Here is a 14,366-nt window from a genome sequence, read left to right on the forward strand (position 1 = left end):
AGTAATTAAGATTACATGACTTGAACTATTTAGTGAAGAAGTTGCTTCGGGGACGTGCATATAGAGAGAACTTATCATATACTAAAATAGAAAAATAGCAAATGGAGGAAATATGAGAAAGAAAAATAGTAAATGGAAAATTATTGCTTTAGTCGCTATGATTTTGGTGTTAGGCCTATCGACAATCCCTGCTAATACAGTGAAGGCAAGCACGACACAGCCGAAAAGAGAAATGCGGGCTGTCTGGATTTCAACGGTTCTCAATCTTGATATGAAAGCAGGTATGAATAAAGAGCAGTACACGGCTTGGGCACGCCAAACATTGGATCAATTAAAAGCCAATAAATTCAATACTGTTATTTATCAAGTAAGACCAACAAATGATGCCATGTATGCGTCTGAGCTATCCCCATGGTCGTCCTACATAACAGGGAAAAAGCAAGGTACAAATCCCGGTTACGATCCTCTTGAGATAATAATAGAGGAGTCACATAAACGAGGGATGGAATTGCATGCTTGGATGAATCCTTATCGTGTAACAATGTCTGGACAAAAGCTAACTGATCTTGCTGCCGATAACGTAGCTATAACCCATCCAAACTGGGTTGTTAAATATGGCAAACAATATTATTTAAATCCTGGCTTACCGGAGGTCCAAGACTATTTAGTTCAAATAGTAAGTGAGCTAGTAGCCAATTATGATGTTGATGCCGTTCATATGGATGATTATTTTTATCCATATAAAATTGCTAATGAAGTTTTCCCGGATCAAGCAGCTTACAAAAAATATGGTGCTTCCTTTAAAAAAGTAGAGGATTGGCGAAGAGATAATGTGAACAAGCTCGTAGAAAATCTTTATACAGCCATTAAAGAAACAAAGCCATATGTACAATTTGGTATTTCACCATTTGGAGTATGGCGTAATAAATCATTGGATAACACAGGGAGTGACACACGTGCTGGTGTCAATAATTACGATGATTTATATGCAGACGTCAGAACATGGATTCAAAATGGCACGATTGATTACATTACCCCACAAATTTATTGGTCCAGAACATTATCTGTTGCGAAATATGGGACATTGCTAAATTGGTGGAGCCACGAAGTACAAACATATGCAAAAACGCACCCTGTTCATCTATACATTGGACTGGCTGATTACAAAGTTGGCAATGACAGTGATGCTGCATGGAAAAATAAAATGGAATTGCCAAGTCAGATACTAGAAAACCGTTCAGAAAAGGTAGCAGCCGATGGGCAAATGCACTTCTCGTTAAGAAGTTTTCAAAATAATAAATTAGGCTATGCATCAATTGTTAGTCAACAACTATATAATTATACGGCATTGACACCAGAAACAACTTGGAATGGTGACACAGTACCGAACAAGCCGACTTATGTAGAAGTGACAAAGGAAGCGGCAGGACGTAAGATTGAAATTATTGACGATATTGAAACTCAGCCACGTAAGTATGTTATTTATCGTTTTAAAGGGAACAAAGAAGGTTCTTACCATGACCCTCAACATATAGTTGATGTTGTTTATAATAAGGATGGCATCACTCAATTTGTGGACAAGTCAGCTCTTGCTAAGCAAAACTATACATACGGCATTACGGCTGTATCTGCTACAGGTGTGGAAAGCAAGGAAGCTTTTGTAGTGAAAGAAGATCAATAAATAACAAAACAGCTACTCAAGCGATAGAACCGCATGAGTAGCTGTTTTTAATTAATTTTCTTCCGTATCTTTACGGTTTTTCTTTAACATTTTTGAAAGCATTTCATACACAATTGGTACAACAACCAATGTTAATAGAGTGGAAGATAATAAACCACCAATTACAGTAATGGCTAAGTCTTTTGATATTAATCCACTACCACCTGAACCAAGTGCCATAGGAACCATCGCACCGATTGTTGCAATTGCTGTCATAAGAATTGGACGTAAACGTGTAGCACCAGCTTCTAGAATAGCTTCACGCATGACAAGACCATCATGTTCCATATGAATAATACGGTCAACTAATACGATGGCGTTCGTCACGACGATACCGATTAACATCAGTAGACCCATCATAACAGAAACAGAAATCGTTTGACCTGTTACGAATAAACCAACAAATGCACCGATTACGGCGAATGGAAGTGAGAATAGGATAGCGAACGGAGCTAAACCTTCACCGAACGTAACAACTAAAATGAAGTATACAATCGCTATTGCCGCTAGCATAGCAACACCCAACTTCGTGAATGTTTCTTGCATATCTGCAGCAACACCAGCAACACCTGTTGTTACACCTTTTGGTAAATCTAATTTATCAATTTTTTTATCGGCAGCAGAGGTTGCTTTTGAAATATCATCGCCGATAATCGTACCGGATACAGTTGCGAAGTATTCACCCTTTGAACGAGATAGTGAGTTAAGAGTCGTACCTTCTTCAACGTCTACTAGCTCACCAATAGTCATCGTTGTGCCTAATGCTGTTTTAATTTCAGTTGCTAAAACATCATCAAGCGAAGTTGCAGCTGCTTTGGCATCACGTTGAACAATGACATCAATGTCTTTTCCATCATTTTTTACCGTTGTTAAAACTTCTTGTGATGTATTTGCATTTAAAGCCATCACGATTTGAGCAGTTGTTAAACCATATTGAAGGACATTTTTCTGTTCTACTTTTAGTACATTTTCTACATATGGATCTTCATTATCAGATTTAATATCTTCTAGACCATCCACATCTTTTAAAGCACCTTCAACTTGATTTACAGCATCTCGTAGTTTATCTAAGTCATCACTGTATAGTGTGTAGCTTACTTCGTTTGAAGACATAGACATCGAAGAGAAATTCTGAGATTTCCATTCTCCTGATTGACCGATATTAAATACATAGTCTTCCACTTCTTCACGAGCTTTAGGGAAGTCTTTCATATCTGGATCAAAGATCAGGTACATTAAAGCACCGCCAGCGCCTCCGCCCATCATCATTGCCGATGGATCCACATTGTTCGCATCTGTAATGGAAACTTGTAAAATATCAACATCTTTACGTTTCATTAATTCTTTTTCTACTTTTTCAACATTAGCCGCAGTTTCATCTGCAAGCTCACCAGTTGAAGGGGTATATGTTAGGTACATAACTTTTTCTTCCTGTGATCCCATAAAGCTAAATCCTATTAAAGGAGTTAACGCTAGTGAACCGACAAGTAAGAAAATAGCAATTAGAGACGTAATAATTTTATGATTTAAAGTTTTTTCTAACACACCTTTGTACCATGTTGCTAGTTTACCAACTTCTTTATGCTGGCTTTCTTTTTTCTCACCGTATAATTTCTTACGGAATAAGAAATGAGATAATGCAGGTACAATTGTAATTGCTACTAATAATGATGCACCTAATGCAAACGTCATTGTCAGTGCAAATGGCATGAATAATTCACCAACCATACCACCTACAAAAATAAGTGGAGCAAATACAGCCACTGTCACTAATGTTGACGAAAGAATCGGTTTAAACATTTCAATTGTTGCTTCACGAATTAATGCTCGACCAGTTAATTTTTCTTGTTTTAAATGGATACGTCGATATATATTTTCAACAACTACAATCGAGTCATCGATAACACGTCCGATGGCAACGGTAATCGCACCAAGGGTCATAATGTTTAATGTAATATCCATCCAGTTTAGCAGTAGTAATGCCATGAAAACTGAAACTGGAATCGAAACAATTGAAATAATTGTTGATTTGAAATCTCGTAAGAATAACAAGATGATTAATACAGCAATTGCACCACCAAATACTGCTTTTTCAATCATAGTAAAGACAGAATCTTCAATTGGGGCACCTTGGTCAAGAGAGATATCTACGTTTAGGCCATCTAAACGCTTTTCTTCATCTTTCATAAGGTCTTTAACTGCATTGACAACAGTTACAGTGTTAGCATCTTGACCCTTAACGATTTGAATTGCAATAGCATCTTGACCGTTTGTACGGGACACAGATTGTACTTTACCTTCTACTTCAATCTTTGCAATATCACCTAGACGAACGAATGGTGAAGGATTTGTTGCTGAAGGTGTGACTGGAATTAATAAATCTTTTAATTCATCTACGGACTTTACTTTACCGTCTACGGAAACAGCTTGTTCGCCAACAGCAAATTGATATAAACCAAGTGACAATGACATATCACTTGCTTGAATCATTTGCTTGACTGATTCCTCTGTTAAACCTAATGCGGCCATTTTTTCTTCATCATATTTAAATGATACTTGTTCAATATGCTGACCTGTGATGGTTGCAGAGGCAACACCATCAATTTTTTCAATTTTAGGAAGTAAAACATCTTCTACTGTGGAAGTAAGATCGACAATATCTTCCTTAGAACTACTTACGGATAAAGCTACTACTGGCATCATATTCATGCTGATGGCCATAATAGTTGGCTCCTGAGCACCTTCAGGTAATTTTAAATTATCTAAAGCTGCTTCTAACTGACGCTTTTTTTCATCCATATCAATGCCATAGTCGTATTCAACTTGCACTTGTGCTACGTTGGAAGAGGATGTTGAGTAAACTGCCTTCACATCTTCTAAACTTTCTATAGATTTCTCGAATGGGATGGAAAGCTCATTCATGACTTGTTCAGGCGTTGCACCAGGATATACGCCCATGACAATTAAGTATGGGATCGAGATATCAGGTATAGATTCCATTTTCATTCTTGTACCGGAATAAATACCAGAGACAGTGATGATAATTGTTAATAACCACACTGCCAATTTGTTTTTCAATACGAAATTAACTAAACCTTTCACCTTCACACCTACCCTTTATTGACTAACTAAATTCAATTATTTATACTAATGACTAATCGGTCATTTGTCAACGAAATGCATTAGGAGAGAGTTAAAAATATGTTAAAAAAGCAATTAATTATGGAGAAAGCATTAGAATTATTTTCTGAACAAGGTTTTGAGGCTACATCTGTACAGCAAATAACAGAACGTTGTGGGATTTCTAAGGGTGCGTTTTACTTATCCTTCAAAACAAAAGATGAGCTTGTTATCTCAATGGTTGACTACTATTTACAACACTTCATTACAGATGTTGACCGCGTAGTCAGAGGGACGTATAACAAAGAAACGATGTTGGTTGAATTTTATAAAAGTATCTTCAAGGCATTCAAAGAACATTCTGCGTCTGCTAGGGTATTTTTTAACGAAAAGGTCTTTCTAACAAAAAAAGAGCTTTTTTATAAAATAACAGCGTATGAAGCAGAGATGTCTAAATCTATCATTTATATGCTGGAGCAACTGTATCAGGATAAATTACAAAAAACAAAATACGATGTCATGTATTGTATAAAAGGTTTTATGAAGAGCTATGCGGAACTGTTTATCTTTTCAGATATGCCTCTTGATTTAGATCAACTTGCGAAATCTTTAGCAGAGAAAACAGATATTATTGCACGTCATACGACGATACCATTTATTACAGAGGAACTTGTTACTTTTATTGCGAAGCCTTGCGAACAAGACATTTCACAGGAAATGTTACTGCAATTAATTGAACAAAATATTAATAATATAGAGGTTTCTATAGAAAAAGAATCATTGGAGCTGTTAAAACTCGAAATAGAAAAGCCGACATACAGTAAAGCCATCGTAAAGGGGCTAATAGAAAATTTACGACTTAACCCAGCGTATCATTGGATTGCTTATGTATGTGCAAAATACTTAAATATTTAAAGTAGGATAGAATTGTTCACTTTAGAGTGGTGAACAATTCTATTTTTTATTTTTCTTTCGAATGCATGGAAGATGTTAGTAAATGGGGCGTTGATCGCCACGCTTCTAATGCACTACTAAAAGGTTCTTGAATCCATAATAATCGTTCGAGAAAATCCTTCGTTTCAATTGGTAAATTCAATTCTTGTTGCCAAGAGTCCTCTTTCTTTTTACTTGGTTTAAAATCTGAATAAAGTAAGAACAATAGGAAATGGCCAACGAAATATAGATCGCTAATATGATTTTCAGCTCGCTTCGGGTTTTGTATGGAAGAAAGATCGACTGCCTTTTGTAATGTTGTTGCGAGTCCAAAATCAATAATGTGTAATTGTTGATCGACTAATAAGATATTAGGTATACGCAAATCCCGATGGACAATTCCATGATTGTGTAGCAGGATAATTTGTTCTAAAAGCTGTTTTGTTATTTCAAGTGACTGAGCCACGGTAAATTTAATACCTTCTTGAAAAATAAGCTGTTCAAAGGTTTGACCGTTTATATAGTCCATTATAAAATAAGGCACATCTTGAATAGTTCCAGTCGCATGGATTTTAGGTATATTCGGCAATGATAATTGTTGTAGAATTTGAATTTCCTGCCTGAATTTATGTATCGTTTTTTGGTGATGACGATGCTTAGGACGTAGGCATTTTAAGACGAACAGACCTTTTGATGAGCAATTTTCAATTAAGTACGCACGACCATATGAGCCAAAGCCCAGAAATTTTTTAAACGTGAAATCGGGATGCTCAGCTATGAAAAGCTCTACGGCATGATCAAAGTTGTTTTCTGAAAGTCGTTTCCACCACATTAGCTACTGAAAAAACTTAAAGAGCTGAAAAAACTACGTGAGCTTTTACGAGAACTACGTTTATAATGCTTATGACCATAATAGTTATGGCGTTTAGAATATTTGCGACGACTGCTTGAAGAAGAATAATGACGTTTGGATTTACCATTGAGTAAGGAATGAAGAATTTTATCTAGCATAAAAACGCTCCTTTTTGATGTTGTTATTACTATATACGCAAAAATAAAAAAAGAGGTTTCAAAAAAAGATGAAAATTAAGTAAATTTACAATTCACCTTTTTATGTCCAGCAAAAAGAAAGAAGCTATGTACATAGTACATAGCTTCTTTCCATGAGGCTAAACCTCCATAATAATCGGTAGAATCATTGGACGACGTTTCGTTTTTTCGAAGAGGTAAGGACCTAAAACGTCCGTAATTTCGTTTTTAAGCTCTGTCCATTGAGGAGTTTTGCCTTGAATGGTTTCATTCAGATGACGATTAAGCATTTTTTGAGCTTCATTGATCATCGTACCCGACTCGCGCATGTAGACAAAGCCACGGGAAATGATATCAGGACCTGAAACAATTTTTTGATTTTCCATATCGACACTTACGACTACGATAACTAGGCCTTCTTCAGAAAGAATGCGACGATCACGTAACACAATATTGCCGATATCTCCAATACCATTACCATCGATATAAACATCACCAGAAGGGATGCGACCAGCCACATGTGCCTCATTGGCACTTAATGCTAATACATCACCATTTTCCATAACAAATGTATTTTCAAGTGGTACATCGCAATCTTCCGCTAAGTGAGTATGCATTTTTAACATACGGTATTCGCCATGGATAGGCATAAAAAATTTAGGTTTCATTAAACGTAGCATCAATTTTTGTTCTTCTTGTGAGCCGTGACCAGAAGTATGGATATTGTTTAAAGCACCATGAATAACTTCTGCACCTGCACGGAACAATAAATTGATGATTTTATTGACACTCACAGTATTACCTGGAACCGGTGAAGAAGAGAAAATAACTGTATCACCAGGTTGTATTTGGATTTGACGATGCGTACCATTGGCAATACGTGATAATGCAGCCATTGGTTCACCCTGTGAGCCTGTACATAAAATCATTACTTCATTTGCTGGAAGTCGATTAATGCTTTGAGCATCAATAAATGTATCTTTTGGCGCGTTAATATAACCAAGCTCACGCCCAATTGTAATCGCATTATCCATTGAGCGACCAAAGACAGCAATTTTTCTTCCATATTTTATAGCAGCGTCTGTTGCTTGTTGTAAACGGTGAATATTTGACGCAAAAGTAGCAAAAATAATTCGGCTATCCACTTTACGGAAAATTTCATCGATACTTTTGCCGACTGTTCGCTCTGACATTGTAAAATTAGGCTTTTCAGCGTTTGTACTATCTGATAGTAAGCAAAGTACGCCATCTCGTCCAATTTCGGCCATCTTTGTTAGATTGGCCGGTTCGCCAACAGGTGTAAAGTCGAATTTAAAGTCACCTGTGTGAACGATATTACCAGGTGGTGTTTTAACAACAATTCCATAAGCATCAGGGATACTATGAGTTGTTCTAAAGAAGCTAACAGAAGTTTTTCTAAATTTAATGACATCATCTTCTTTAATTTCGATGAGTTTAGTTGTACGTAGCAAGCCATGTTCTTCTAATTTATTACGTAATAAGCCAAGTGCGAGCTTACCACCATAGACTGGGACATTCACTTGACGTAAAAGGTAAGGAATACCGCCAATATGGTCCTCATGTCCATGTGTAATAAATAGTCCTTTGATTTTATCGACGTTACGTACTAAATACGTATAGTCAGGAATAACATAGTCAATGCCGAGTAAGTCATCTTCTGGAAATTTAATGCCAGCGTCAATTAAAATAATTTCATCTTGAAATTGAACGCCATAAGTATTTTTGCCGATTTCGCCCAGTCCGCCGAGCGCGAAAACAGCTGCTTGGTCATTTTTAACAAACTTCATGTTTGTTAAATTTCCTCCAAGATGAAGTTCGGGCTTGCTTGTTCGTACTCTAAATAGTTACCTTCAAGCAGCTGAACGAACTCGATATTGTAGTTACGGTCTTTTAACTTTTGACGTACTTCTCGTTCTGAAGCAGCTTCAAGGTATAGACTTTTGGTATTTTCGCGAACTGGAATCTCATTTGCTTTTTCTTGATAATAAACTTTGTAAATCATAGTTTGCTCTCCTTTAATTGCGTACAATTTTATTGCACCTTTGACTACTACCACACACGTGCTACAAGAAAACAACGAATTTCTTACAAGAAGAAATGTACGTTTGTAGTCCTTGTATCTCAATACGTCGGTTGTGCACTATGTTATAAAATGAATAGGAAGTAGTGAGACAGTGGTTGCGTATAGCCAAATAAATGCATTTCCTTTATATTATCACGCAGTTCCTCTAAAATAAAGAAAAGCCCTTCAAATAATGAAGGGCAAATGTTAGGCAATTGATTTTTTTCCGAGTACGCCACGAAGTTGCTTCAACAATTTTCGTTTTAGTTTCTTCAGCATGGCACATCACTCCTTAGGATCATTATAATAAAAATTATTGTCTATGTAAAGTCATTCACCTTGATGGGTAATATTTATAGAAAGGGATTATAAAATGAATAAAATATTGTTTTTTGATGTTGATGGCACTCTCTATAACAGCGAAAAAAAATTACCTGAATCTGCAAAAAATGCTCTTTTGGAAGCACGCAGTAATGGCTATGAATTGGCGATTGCTACAGGTCGTGCGCCTTTTATGATTGAATCATTACTAGAAGAACTTGATATTAATACGTATGTGACTTTCAATGGGCAGTATGTTGTTTACAAGGGTGAGGTTGTCTATACGAATGGTATTGAAAAAGAAGAATTAGCTAAAATTATTGCTTTTGGTGACGCACGTAATGAACCAGTAGTGTTTTTAGATGACAAACGGATGATTGCATCTGTCAGTGATCATATGATGGTAGCAGAAAGCTTGGATACACTTAGATATCCTTATCCAGAATTGGATTCATCCTATTATATGCAGAACGATGTATATCAAACACTTATATTTATGGAAGAAAAAGATGAACCTTTATATTGTGAAATGTTTCCGAATGTCCAATTTGTCCGTTGGCATCCGTATTCTTGCGATATTTTGCCAAAGGGCGGCTCGAAGGCGGTAGGAATTGAAAAAGTATTGGATAAAATGGGGATCACATTAAAGGATGCAATTGCTTTTGGAGATGGCATTAATGATATAGAAATGCTGCAAGCGGTTGGGACAGGTGTTGCGATGGGAAATGGTCATGAACGAGTGAAGGCTATTGCACATCATATTGCCGATCATGTAGACGAAGATGGTCTCGCTAAAATAATGCGCAAGCTTGCCATCATATAATAAAGAAACAACTAGTTGTCAAACTTAGCAACTAGTTGTTTTTTTTGCTAAATTACTGGTGTTCTTCAGAAGCGTTCACTAGTTTTATTTCAATACCTTTATCTGAAAAATGTTGAATCGTTTTTTTAGACAGTGCGTTGTCTGTAATAATGACATCTACTTCTTCAAGGGGGCATACTTGAATGGCTACATCCTTGTTAAATTTTGAGGAATCAGTAGCAACATAGACCGTTTGAGAGATGGAAATAATTTTTTTTCTAGTAATAGCTTCTTCTAGATTAAAGTCAGAAATCCCCTTTTCAAGAGATACCCCACTAGCGCAAATAAAAGCCTTATTAATATTTAGGTGTTCGAAGTGGAATAGGAATTCATTCGATGTCACCGATTTTTCGGAGTGACGCACTTTTCCACCGAGCAGTATAACTTCAATATTAGAGCCGATTAGATCGAAAGCTACAGGCAATGAGTTTGTCACGACTGTTAATTTTTTCTTGTCCAATAAAAATGGTGTCATTTGATATGTAGTTGTTCCACTATCGATAAAAATACATTCTCCATCTTGAATAAGAGAAGCACTTGCTTTGGCGATTGCGATTTTTTCTGTTAGCTGTTCATGTAGTCGTTGATCAATTAGTCCCTCTACAGGTTCAATATATTTAATTCCCCCATAAAACTTCTCAATTTTCTTGTCTTGCATTAGCTGTTGAATATCGCGACGAATTGTTTCCATCGAGACATTGAATTCTTTTGTTAGTGTTACTAATTTTACAACCTTATGCTGTCTTACAAATTGTAATATTTGCTGTTGTCTTTCTATCATATACATTTCATCACCTCTATTAGATATTTACTCAAAGTATGCATGACTTTGTCAACAGTTGGTCATAATTTACTCAACATTTACACAAAAACGCATTTTCCTTTACAAATGGTCACTATACTAAAGCTAAGAACTGAGAGAGGTGACCAATTTGTTAGAACTAAAAAATATCTCAAAAAGCTATAAAAATAAGCAAGTTTTAGTAGATATCAATGTAACCATCGAATCAGGTGAAATCATATCTTTATTAGGGCCGAGTGGTTGCGGCAAAACTACTTTGCTTAATATCATCTTAGGTCTTGCAGAGCAAACGGGTGGTCAGCTGATCTACAATGGGCAAGATATATCGAAGCAATCCATGCAAGAAAGAGGCTTCAATATTGTTTTTCAGGATTTTGCGCTATTCCCTCATTTAAATGCCTACGACAACATTGTATATGGGTTGAAAAATAAAAATAGTCAAATGTCAAAAGAAGAGGTACAGGAATATATAGATTTTTTAGAACTGACTCCCCATCTGCATAAAAAGATTCACGAATTATCAGGCGGCCAAAAGCAACGTGTATCTATTGCTAGAACGCTTGTTATGCAGCCCAAAATACTTTTGCTAGATGAGCCGTTAAGTGCACTTGATGGAGTCATTAAGGAATCTATCAAGGAACGTATTAAGTCAATTGCTCATGAATTTAATTTGACGACGATTATTGTGACACATGATCCAGAAGAAGCGCTAACCTTATCGGATAAAGTTTTGATCATAAATGAAGGAACGGTCGCTCAATTCGGCACACCACATGAAATCGTAGAGGCACCAAAAAATTCATTTATTGAGGACTTTATTTTAAGACAGCTTCATATAAAGCGACACAATATCTATCAATTGTTTGGAGAAACATATGCTTAAAACGAATAACATGATGAAATTAATCTTTCTGCCAATTCTATTATTTCTCCTATTCTTTTTAATTGTGCCATTGATTTATATGTTTTGGCAGTCCTTTAAAGTAGGAAATGACATTTCCATTCAACATTATATAGATGCTTTAAAAAATGTAGAAATCCGTGATGCTTTCTTCAATAGCTTTAAAGTATCTTTTGTGGCATCGGTCATTACGACTATTTTAGCTTTTTTATTGGCCTACGCTATTCATTTTACAACGATGCATCGCCATACAAAAAAGCTAGTACAGATAGGTATTACGTTGCCTATGCTATTGCCAACTATCACCTATGGCTTCGTGTTGATTTATACATTTGGTAATCAAGGAATCCTAACAAGATTAGCTGGACAACCACTTTTCACGATTTATGGATATAACGGATTGGTGATAGGCTACATCTTATACACATTGCCAGTCGCTTTTATTCTCATGCAAAACTCTATGCAATATATCGATAAACGATTTTTGCTCGTGTCTATGTTAATGCATGATCGTCCGCTCCGTCGTTTTTATCATACGGTATTCCGTCCGATGCTTGGGACGATTGGTGGTGCATTTATTTTAACATTTATTTTAAGCTTTACAGATTTCGGAATCCCCGCATCAGTGGGCGGAAATTATAGGGTGATTGCCACTGAACTTTATCAAGCTATGCTAGGTTCTATCGTGCATTTTGAGCGTGGTGCAGTTATTTCAGTGTTAATGCTTGTCCCAGCTATACTGGGCGTCGTCATGTTAACGATCTTAGAACGCTTTAATTTTCATTATAAACAGGTGGGGAAAAGTGAACTTGTTAAACATCGTTTTCGTGACGCACTGTTTACGGCCTATTCAATTGCCTCTGTTGCAGTCGTATTGATCATTTTTTCAACCATGTTTATCGTTCCATTTACGAAGGGTTATCCCTATGATTTCAGCTTTACATTTGAACATGTTCAAAATGTGTTAGCGGAGAAAGATTTAACAAAGGTTTATGTTAATTCACTTATCGTGGCAGTTTTAACAGCTGTTTTAGGTGTAATCATCACATTTATGTCTGCCCTTCTTAATGCCAGGACGCCATTGAAAGGAAGAAAAAGCTTAGATCTTGCCTCAATGATCACTAACACAGTTCCAGGTATGGTGCTTGGTCTATCGTATTTGTTTTTCTTTAATGGAAGTTCATTAAAGGGTACATTTCTCATCATTATCGCTTGTAATATTGTGCATTTCTTTACAACTCCTTATTTAATGGCCAAAAATTCATTACAAAAGATGGACCCAACCTGGGAAGTGACAGCGGAGCTATTAAAGGATTCTTGGTTAAAAACAGTCATACGTATCATCTTGCCGAATATTAGACCAACCATTTATCAAATGTTTAGCTACTATTTTTTAAATGCAATGGTCACGGTCAGTGGCGTTATTTTCCTTGTCAGCACAAAGACTATGCTTGTATCGACAAGAATAAAAGAGCTTCAGCATTTCGCAAAATATACCGATATTTTCATACTATCGATATTCATTTTATGTACAAACCTCATTGTGAAATTAGGTTGTGATTATATAACAGCACATAAAGAAAAAGTGGAGGAGATCTCAAAATGAAAAAATCAAAGGTCATGATGTTAGGGACAGTTAGTGTGGCAGCAATAATTTTAACTGCATGTGGAGGGGTAGAAGCAGATTCGAAAGATGAAGTAATTATTTATTCTAATGCAGATGATGAGGCAATTGAAGTAATGGAATCTACATTAGATGAAAAAGGCTATAAAGGAAAATATTTAATTCAATCATTCGGTACTTCAGAGTTGGGTGGAAAAATGATGGCTGAAGGAACAGATATTGAAGCGGATATCGTAACGATGGCTTCTTATTTTATAGAAAGCGCACAAACTTCGAAATCCATGTTTGCGGATATTACTTCAGATTTAAAACCTCTTGAGGGCAATGTTACATATGCATTGCCGATTTTAGGAAATGTAGGATCCATTTTTATTAATACGGATGTTTTGCAACAAAAGGGCTTGCCTGTTCCAAAAACGATAAAAGATTTGACAGACCCTGCCTTTAAGGATTTAGTTTCATTCCCAAATATAATGGATTCCTCAACCGGTTGGCTATTAGTACAAGCAATCATTAAAGAATATGGTGAGCAAGAGGGGCAAAGGGTTTTGGCAGATTTAATTAAAAATGCTGGACCTCATTTTGAAAGCTCTGGGTCAGGTCCAATAAAAAAAGTGAAGACTGGTGAAGTAGCAGCTGGATTTGGTTTACGTATTCAAGCTATTGATGCCAAGAAAGAAGGATTACCAATAGAATATATTGACCCAAAAGAGGGGAACTTTACGCTAACAGAATCAGTAGCTGTTGTAGATAAAGAAGGAGATGAAACATTAGCCAAAGAAATGGCAAAGGTAATTGCAACAGAGGCTCGAAATGATTTATTAGAGCAATATCCGGTAGCACTTTATGAAGGAGAGCAGGTTAAGGCTGAGCATGTGCCAGCACACATTAAAAAGTGGGATACTACATTGACAGTGGACTTATTAGAAAAACATCAAGCTTTCTTTAAAGAAGCGCAAAAATAAGGAGCT

At 36.2% G+C, this 14,366-nt stretch carries 11 protein-coding genes; 6 read left to right on the forward strand and 5 right to left on the reverse strand.

The genetic code is table 11. The features are described from left to right. The first annotated feature begins 112 nt into the window (after window positions 1-112). Window positions 113-1,681: a glycoside hydrolase family 10 protein gene (locus MKY88_RS04420; protein ID WP_340813056.1), complete on the forward strand. Its 1,569-nt coding sequence runs from the start codon at window positions 113-115 to the stop codon at window positions 1,679-1,681. Window positions 1,682-1,732: 51 nt separating this feature from the next. Here MKY88_RS04420 and MKY88_RS04425 read toward each other — a convergent pair whose 3' ends face one another. After that, entirely contained in the window at window positions 1,733-4,822 is a 3,090-nt protein-coding gene (locus tag MKY88_RS04425) for an efflux RND transporter permease subunit (protein WP_258267883.1), read from the reverse strand. Between the two features lie 99 nt (window positions 4,823-4,921). On the opposite strand from MKY88_RS04425, the gene MKY88_RS04430 reads away from it, so the two are divergent. Continuing rightward, a complete protein-coding gene (locus MKY88_RS04430) occupies window positions 4,922-5,755 on the forward strand; it encodes a TetR/AcrR family transcriptional regulator (protein WP_340813057.1) in 834 nt (277 codons plus the stop codon). A gap of 46 nt (window positions 5,756-5,801) precedes the next feature. On the opposite strand, the gene MKY88_RS04435 is transcribed toward MKY88_RS04430, so the two are convergent. From MKY88_RS04435 to MKY88_RS04445, 3 genes are all read right to left on the reverse strand, one after another. Beyond that, on the reverse strand, window positions 5,802-6,605 hold the full coding sequence (locus tag MKY88_RS04435) for a serine/threonine protein kinase (protein ID WP_340813058.1): 804 nt from the start codon (window positions 6,603-6,605) through the stop codon (window positions 5,802-5,804). 337 nt (window positions 6,606-6,942) lie between these two features. Then, the gene (gene rnjA, locus MKY88_RS04440) at window positions 6,943-8,610 is read right to left on the reverse strand and encodes a ribonuclease J1 (RefSeq protein WP_025113774.1); all 1,668 of its coding nucleotides are present in this window, start codon (window positions 8,608-8,610) and stop codon (window positions 6,943-6,945) included. Window positions 8,611-8,615: 5 nt separating this feature from the next. Next, window positions 8,616-8,825 (reverse strand): DNA-dependent RNA polymerase subunit epsilon, encoded by a 210-nt coding sequence (locus MKY88_RS04445; RefSeq protein WP_008174035.1) that lies wholly within the window; start codon window positions 8,823-8,825, stop codon window positions 8,616-8,618. A gap of 433 nt (window positions 8,826-9,258) precedes the next feature. Here MKY88_RS04445 and MKY88_RS04450 point away from each other — a divergent pair, with 433 nt between their 5' ends. Beyond that, a complete protein-coding gene (locus tag MKY88_RS04450; protein ID WP_069480228.1) occupies window positions 9,259-10,029 on the forward strand; it encodes a Cof-type HAD-IIB family hydrolase in 771 nt (256 codons plus the stop codon). A gap of 52 nt (window positions 10,030-10,081) precedes the next feature. On the opposite strand, the gene MKY88_RS04455 is transcribed toward MKY88_RS04450, so the two are convergent. Further along, window positions 10,082-10,849 (reverse strand): DeoR/GlpR family DNA-binding transcription regulator, encoded by a 768-nt coding sequence (locus MKY88_RS04455; RefSeq protein WP_193833595.1) that lies wholly within the window; start codon window positions 10,847-10,849, stop codon window positions 10,082-10,084. Between the two features lie 151 nt (window positions 10,850-11,000). Between MKY88_RS04455 and MKY88_RS04460 the strand changes: the two genes are divergently transcribed. The 3 genes from MKY88_RS04460 to MKY88_RS04470 are packed head-to-tail and all read left to right on the forward strand — an operon-like array spanning window position 11,001 to window position 14,360. Then, window positions 11,001-11,753, forward strand: coding sequence for an ABC transporter ATP-binding protein (locus MKY88_RS04460; protein WP_193831085.1), 753 nt, complete (start codon window positions 11,001-11,003; stop codon window positions 11,751-11,753). Next, window positions 11,746-13,377 (forward strand): ABC transporter permease subunit, encoded by a 1,632-nt coding sequence (locus MKY88_RS04465; RefSeq protein WP_340813059.1) that lies wholly within the window; start codon window positions 11,746-11,748, stop codon window positions 13,375-13,377. The genes MKY88_RS04460 and MKY88_RS04465 overlap by 8 nt, the downstream gene beginning before the upstream one ends. Continuing rightward, complete coding sequence (locus MKY88_RS04470) at window positions 13,374-14,360, forward strand: extracellular solute-binding protein (protein ID WP_340813060.1); 987 nt, start codon at window positions 13,374-13,376, stop codon at window positions 14,358-14,360. The genes MKY88_RS04465 and MKY88_RS04470 overlap by 4 nt, the downstream gene beginning before the upstream one ends. Window positions 14,361-14,366: the final 6 nt, after the last annotated feature.

The organism is Lysinibacillus sp. FSL R7-0073 (genome assembly GCF_038009065.1).
GTDB lineage: Bacteria > Bacillota > Bacilli > Bacillales_A > Planococcaceae > Lysinibacillus > Lysinibacillus fusiformis.

Excerpts from the sequence above, each read along its gene's own strand:
- MKY88_RS04420 (WP_340813056.1), top strand. The coding sequence starts at position 113 with ATGAGAAAGAAAAATAGTAAATGGAAAATTATTGCTTTAGTCGCTATG.
- MKY88_RS04430 (WP_340813057.1), top strand. The coding sequence starts at position 4,922 with ATGTTAAAAAAGCAATTAATTATGGAGAAAGCATTAGAATTATTTTCT.
- MKY88_RS04435 (WP_340813058.1), bottom strand. The coding sequence starts at position 6,605 with ATGTGGTGGAAACGACTTTCAGAAAACAACTTTGATCATGCCGTAGAG.
- rnjA (WP_025113774.1), bottom strand. The coding sequence starts at position 8,610 with ATGAAGTTTGTTAAAAATGACCAAGCAGCTGTTTTCGCGCTCGGCGGA.
- MKY88_RS04445 (WP_008174035.1), bottom strand. The coding sequence starts at position 8,825 with ATGATTTACAAAGTTTATTATCAAGAAAAAGCAAATGAGATTCCAGTT.
- MKY88_RS04450 (WP_069480228.1), top strand. The coding sequence starts at position 9,259 with ATGAATAAAATATTGTTTTTTGATGTTGATGGCACTCTCTATAACAGC.
- MKY88_RS04455 (WP_193833595.1), bottom strand. The coding sequence starts at position 10,849 with ATGATAGAAAGACAACAGCAAATATTACAATTTGTAAGACAGCATAAG.
- MKY88_RS04465 (WP_340813059.1), top strand. The coding sequence starts at position 11,746 with ATGCTTAAAACGAATAACATGATGAAATTAATCTTTCTGCCAATTCTA.
- MKY88_RS04470 (WP_340813060.1), top strand. The coding sequence starts at position 13,374 with ATGAAAAAATCAAAGGTCATGATGTTAGGGACAGTTAGTGTGGCAGCA.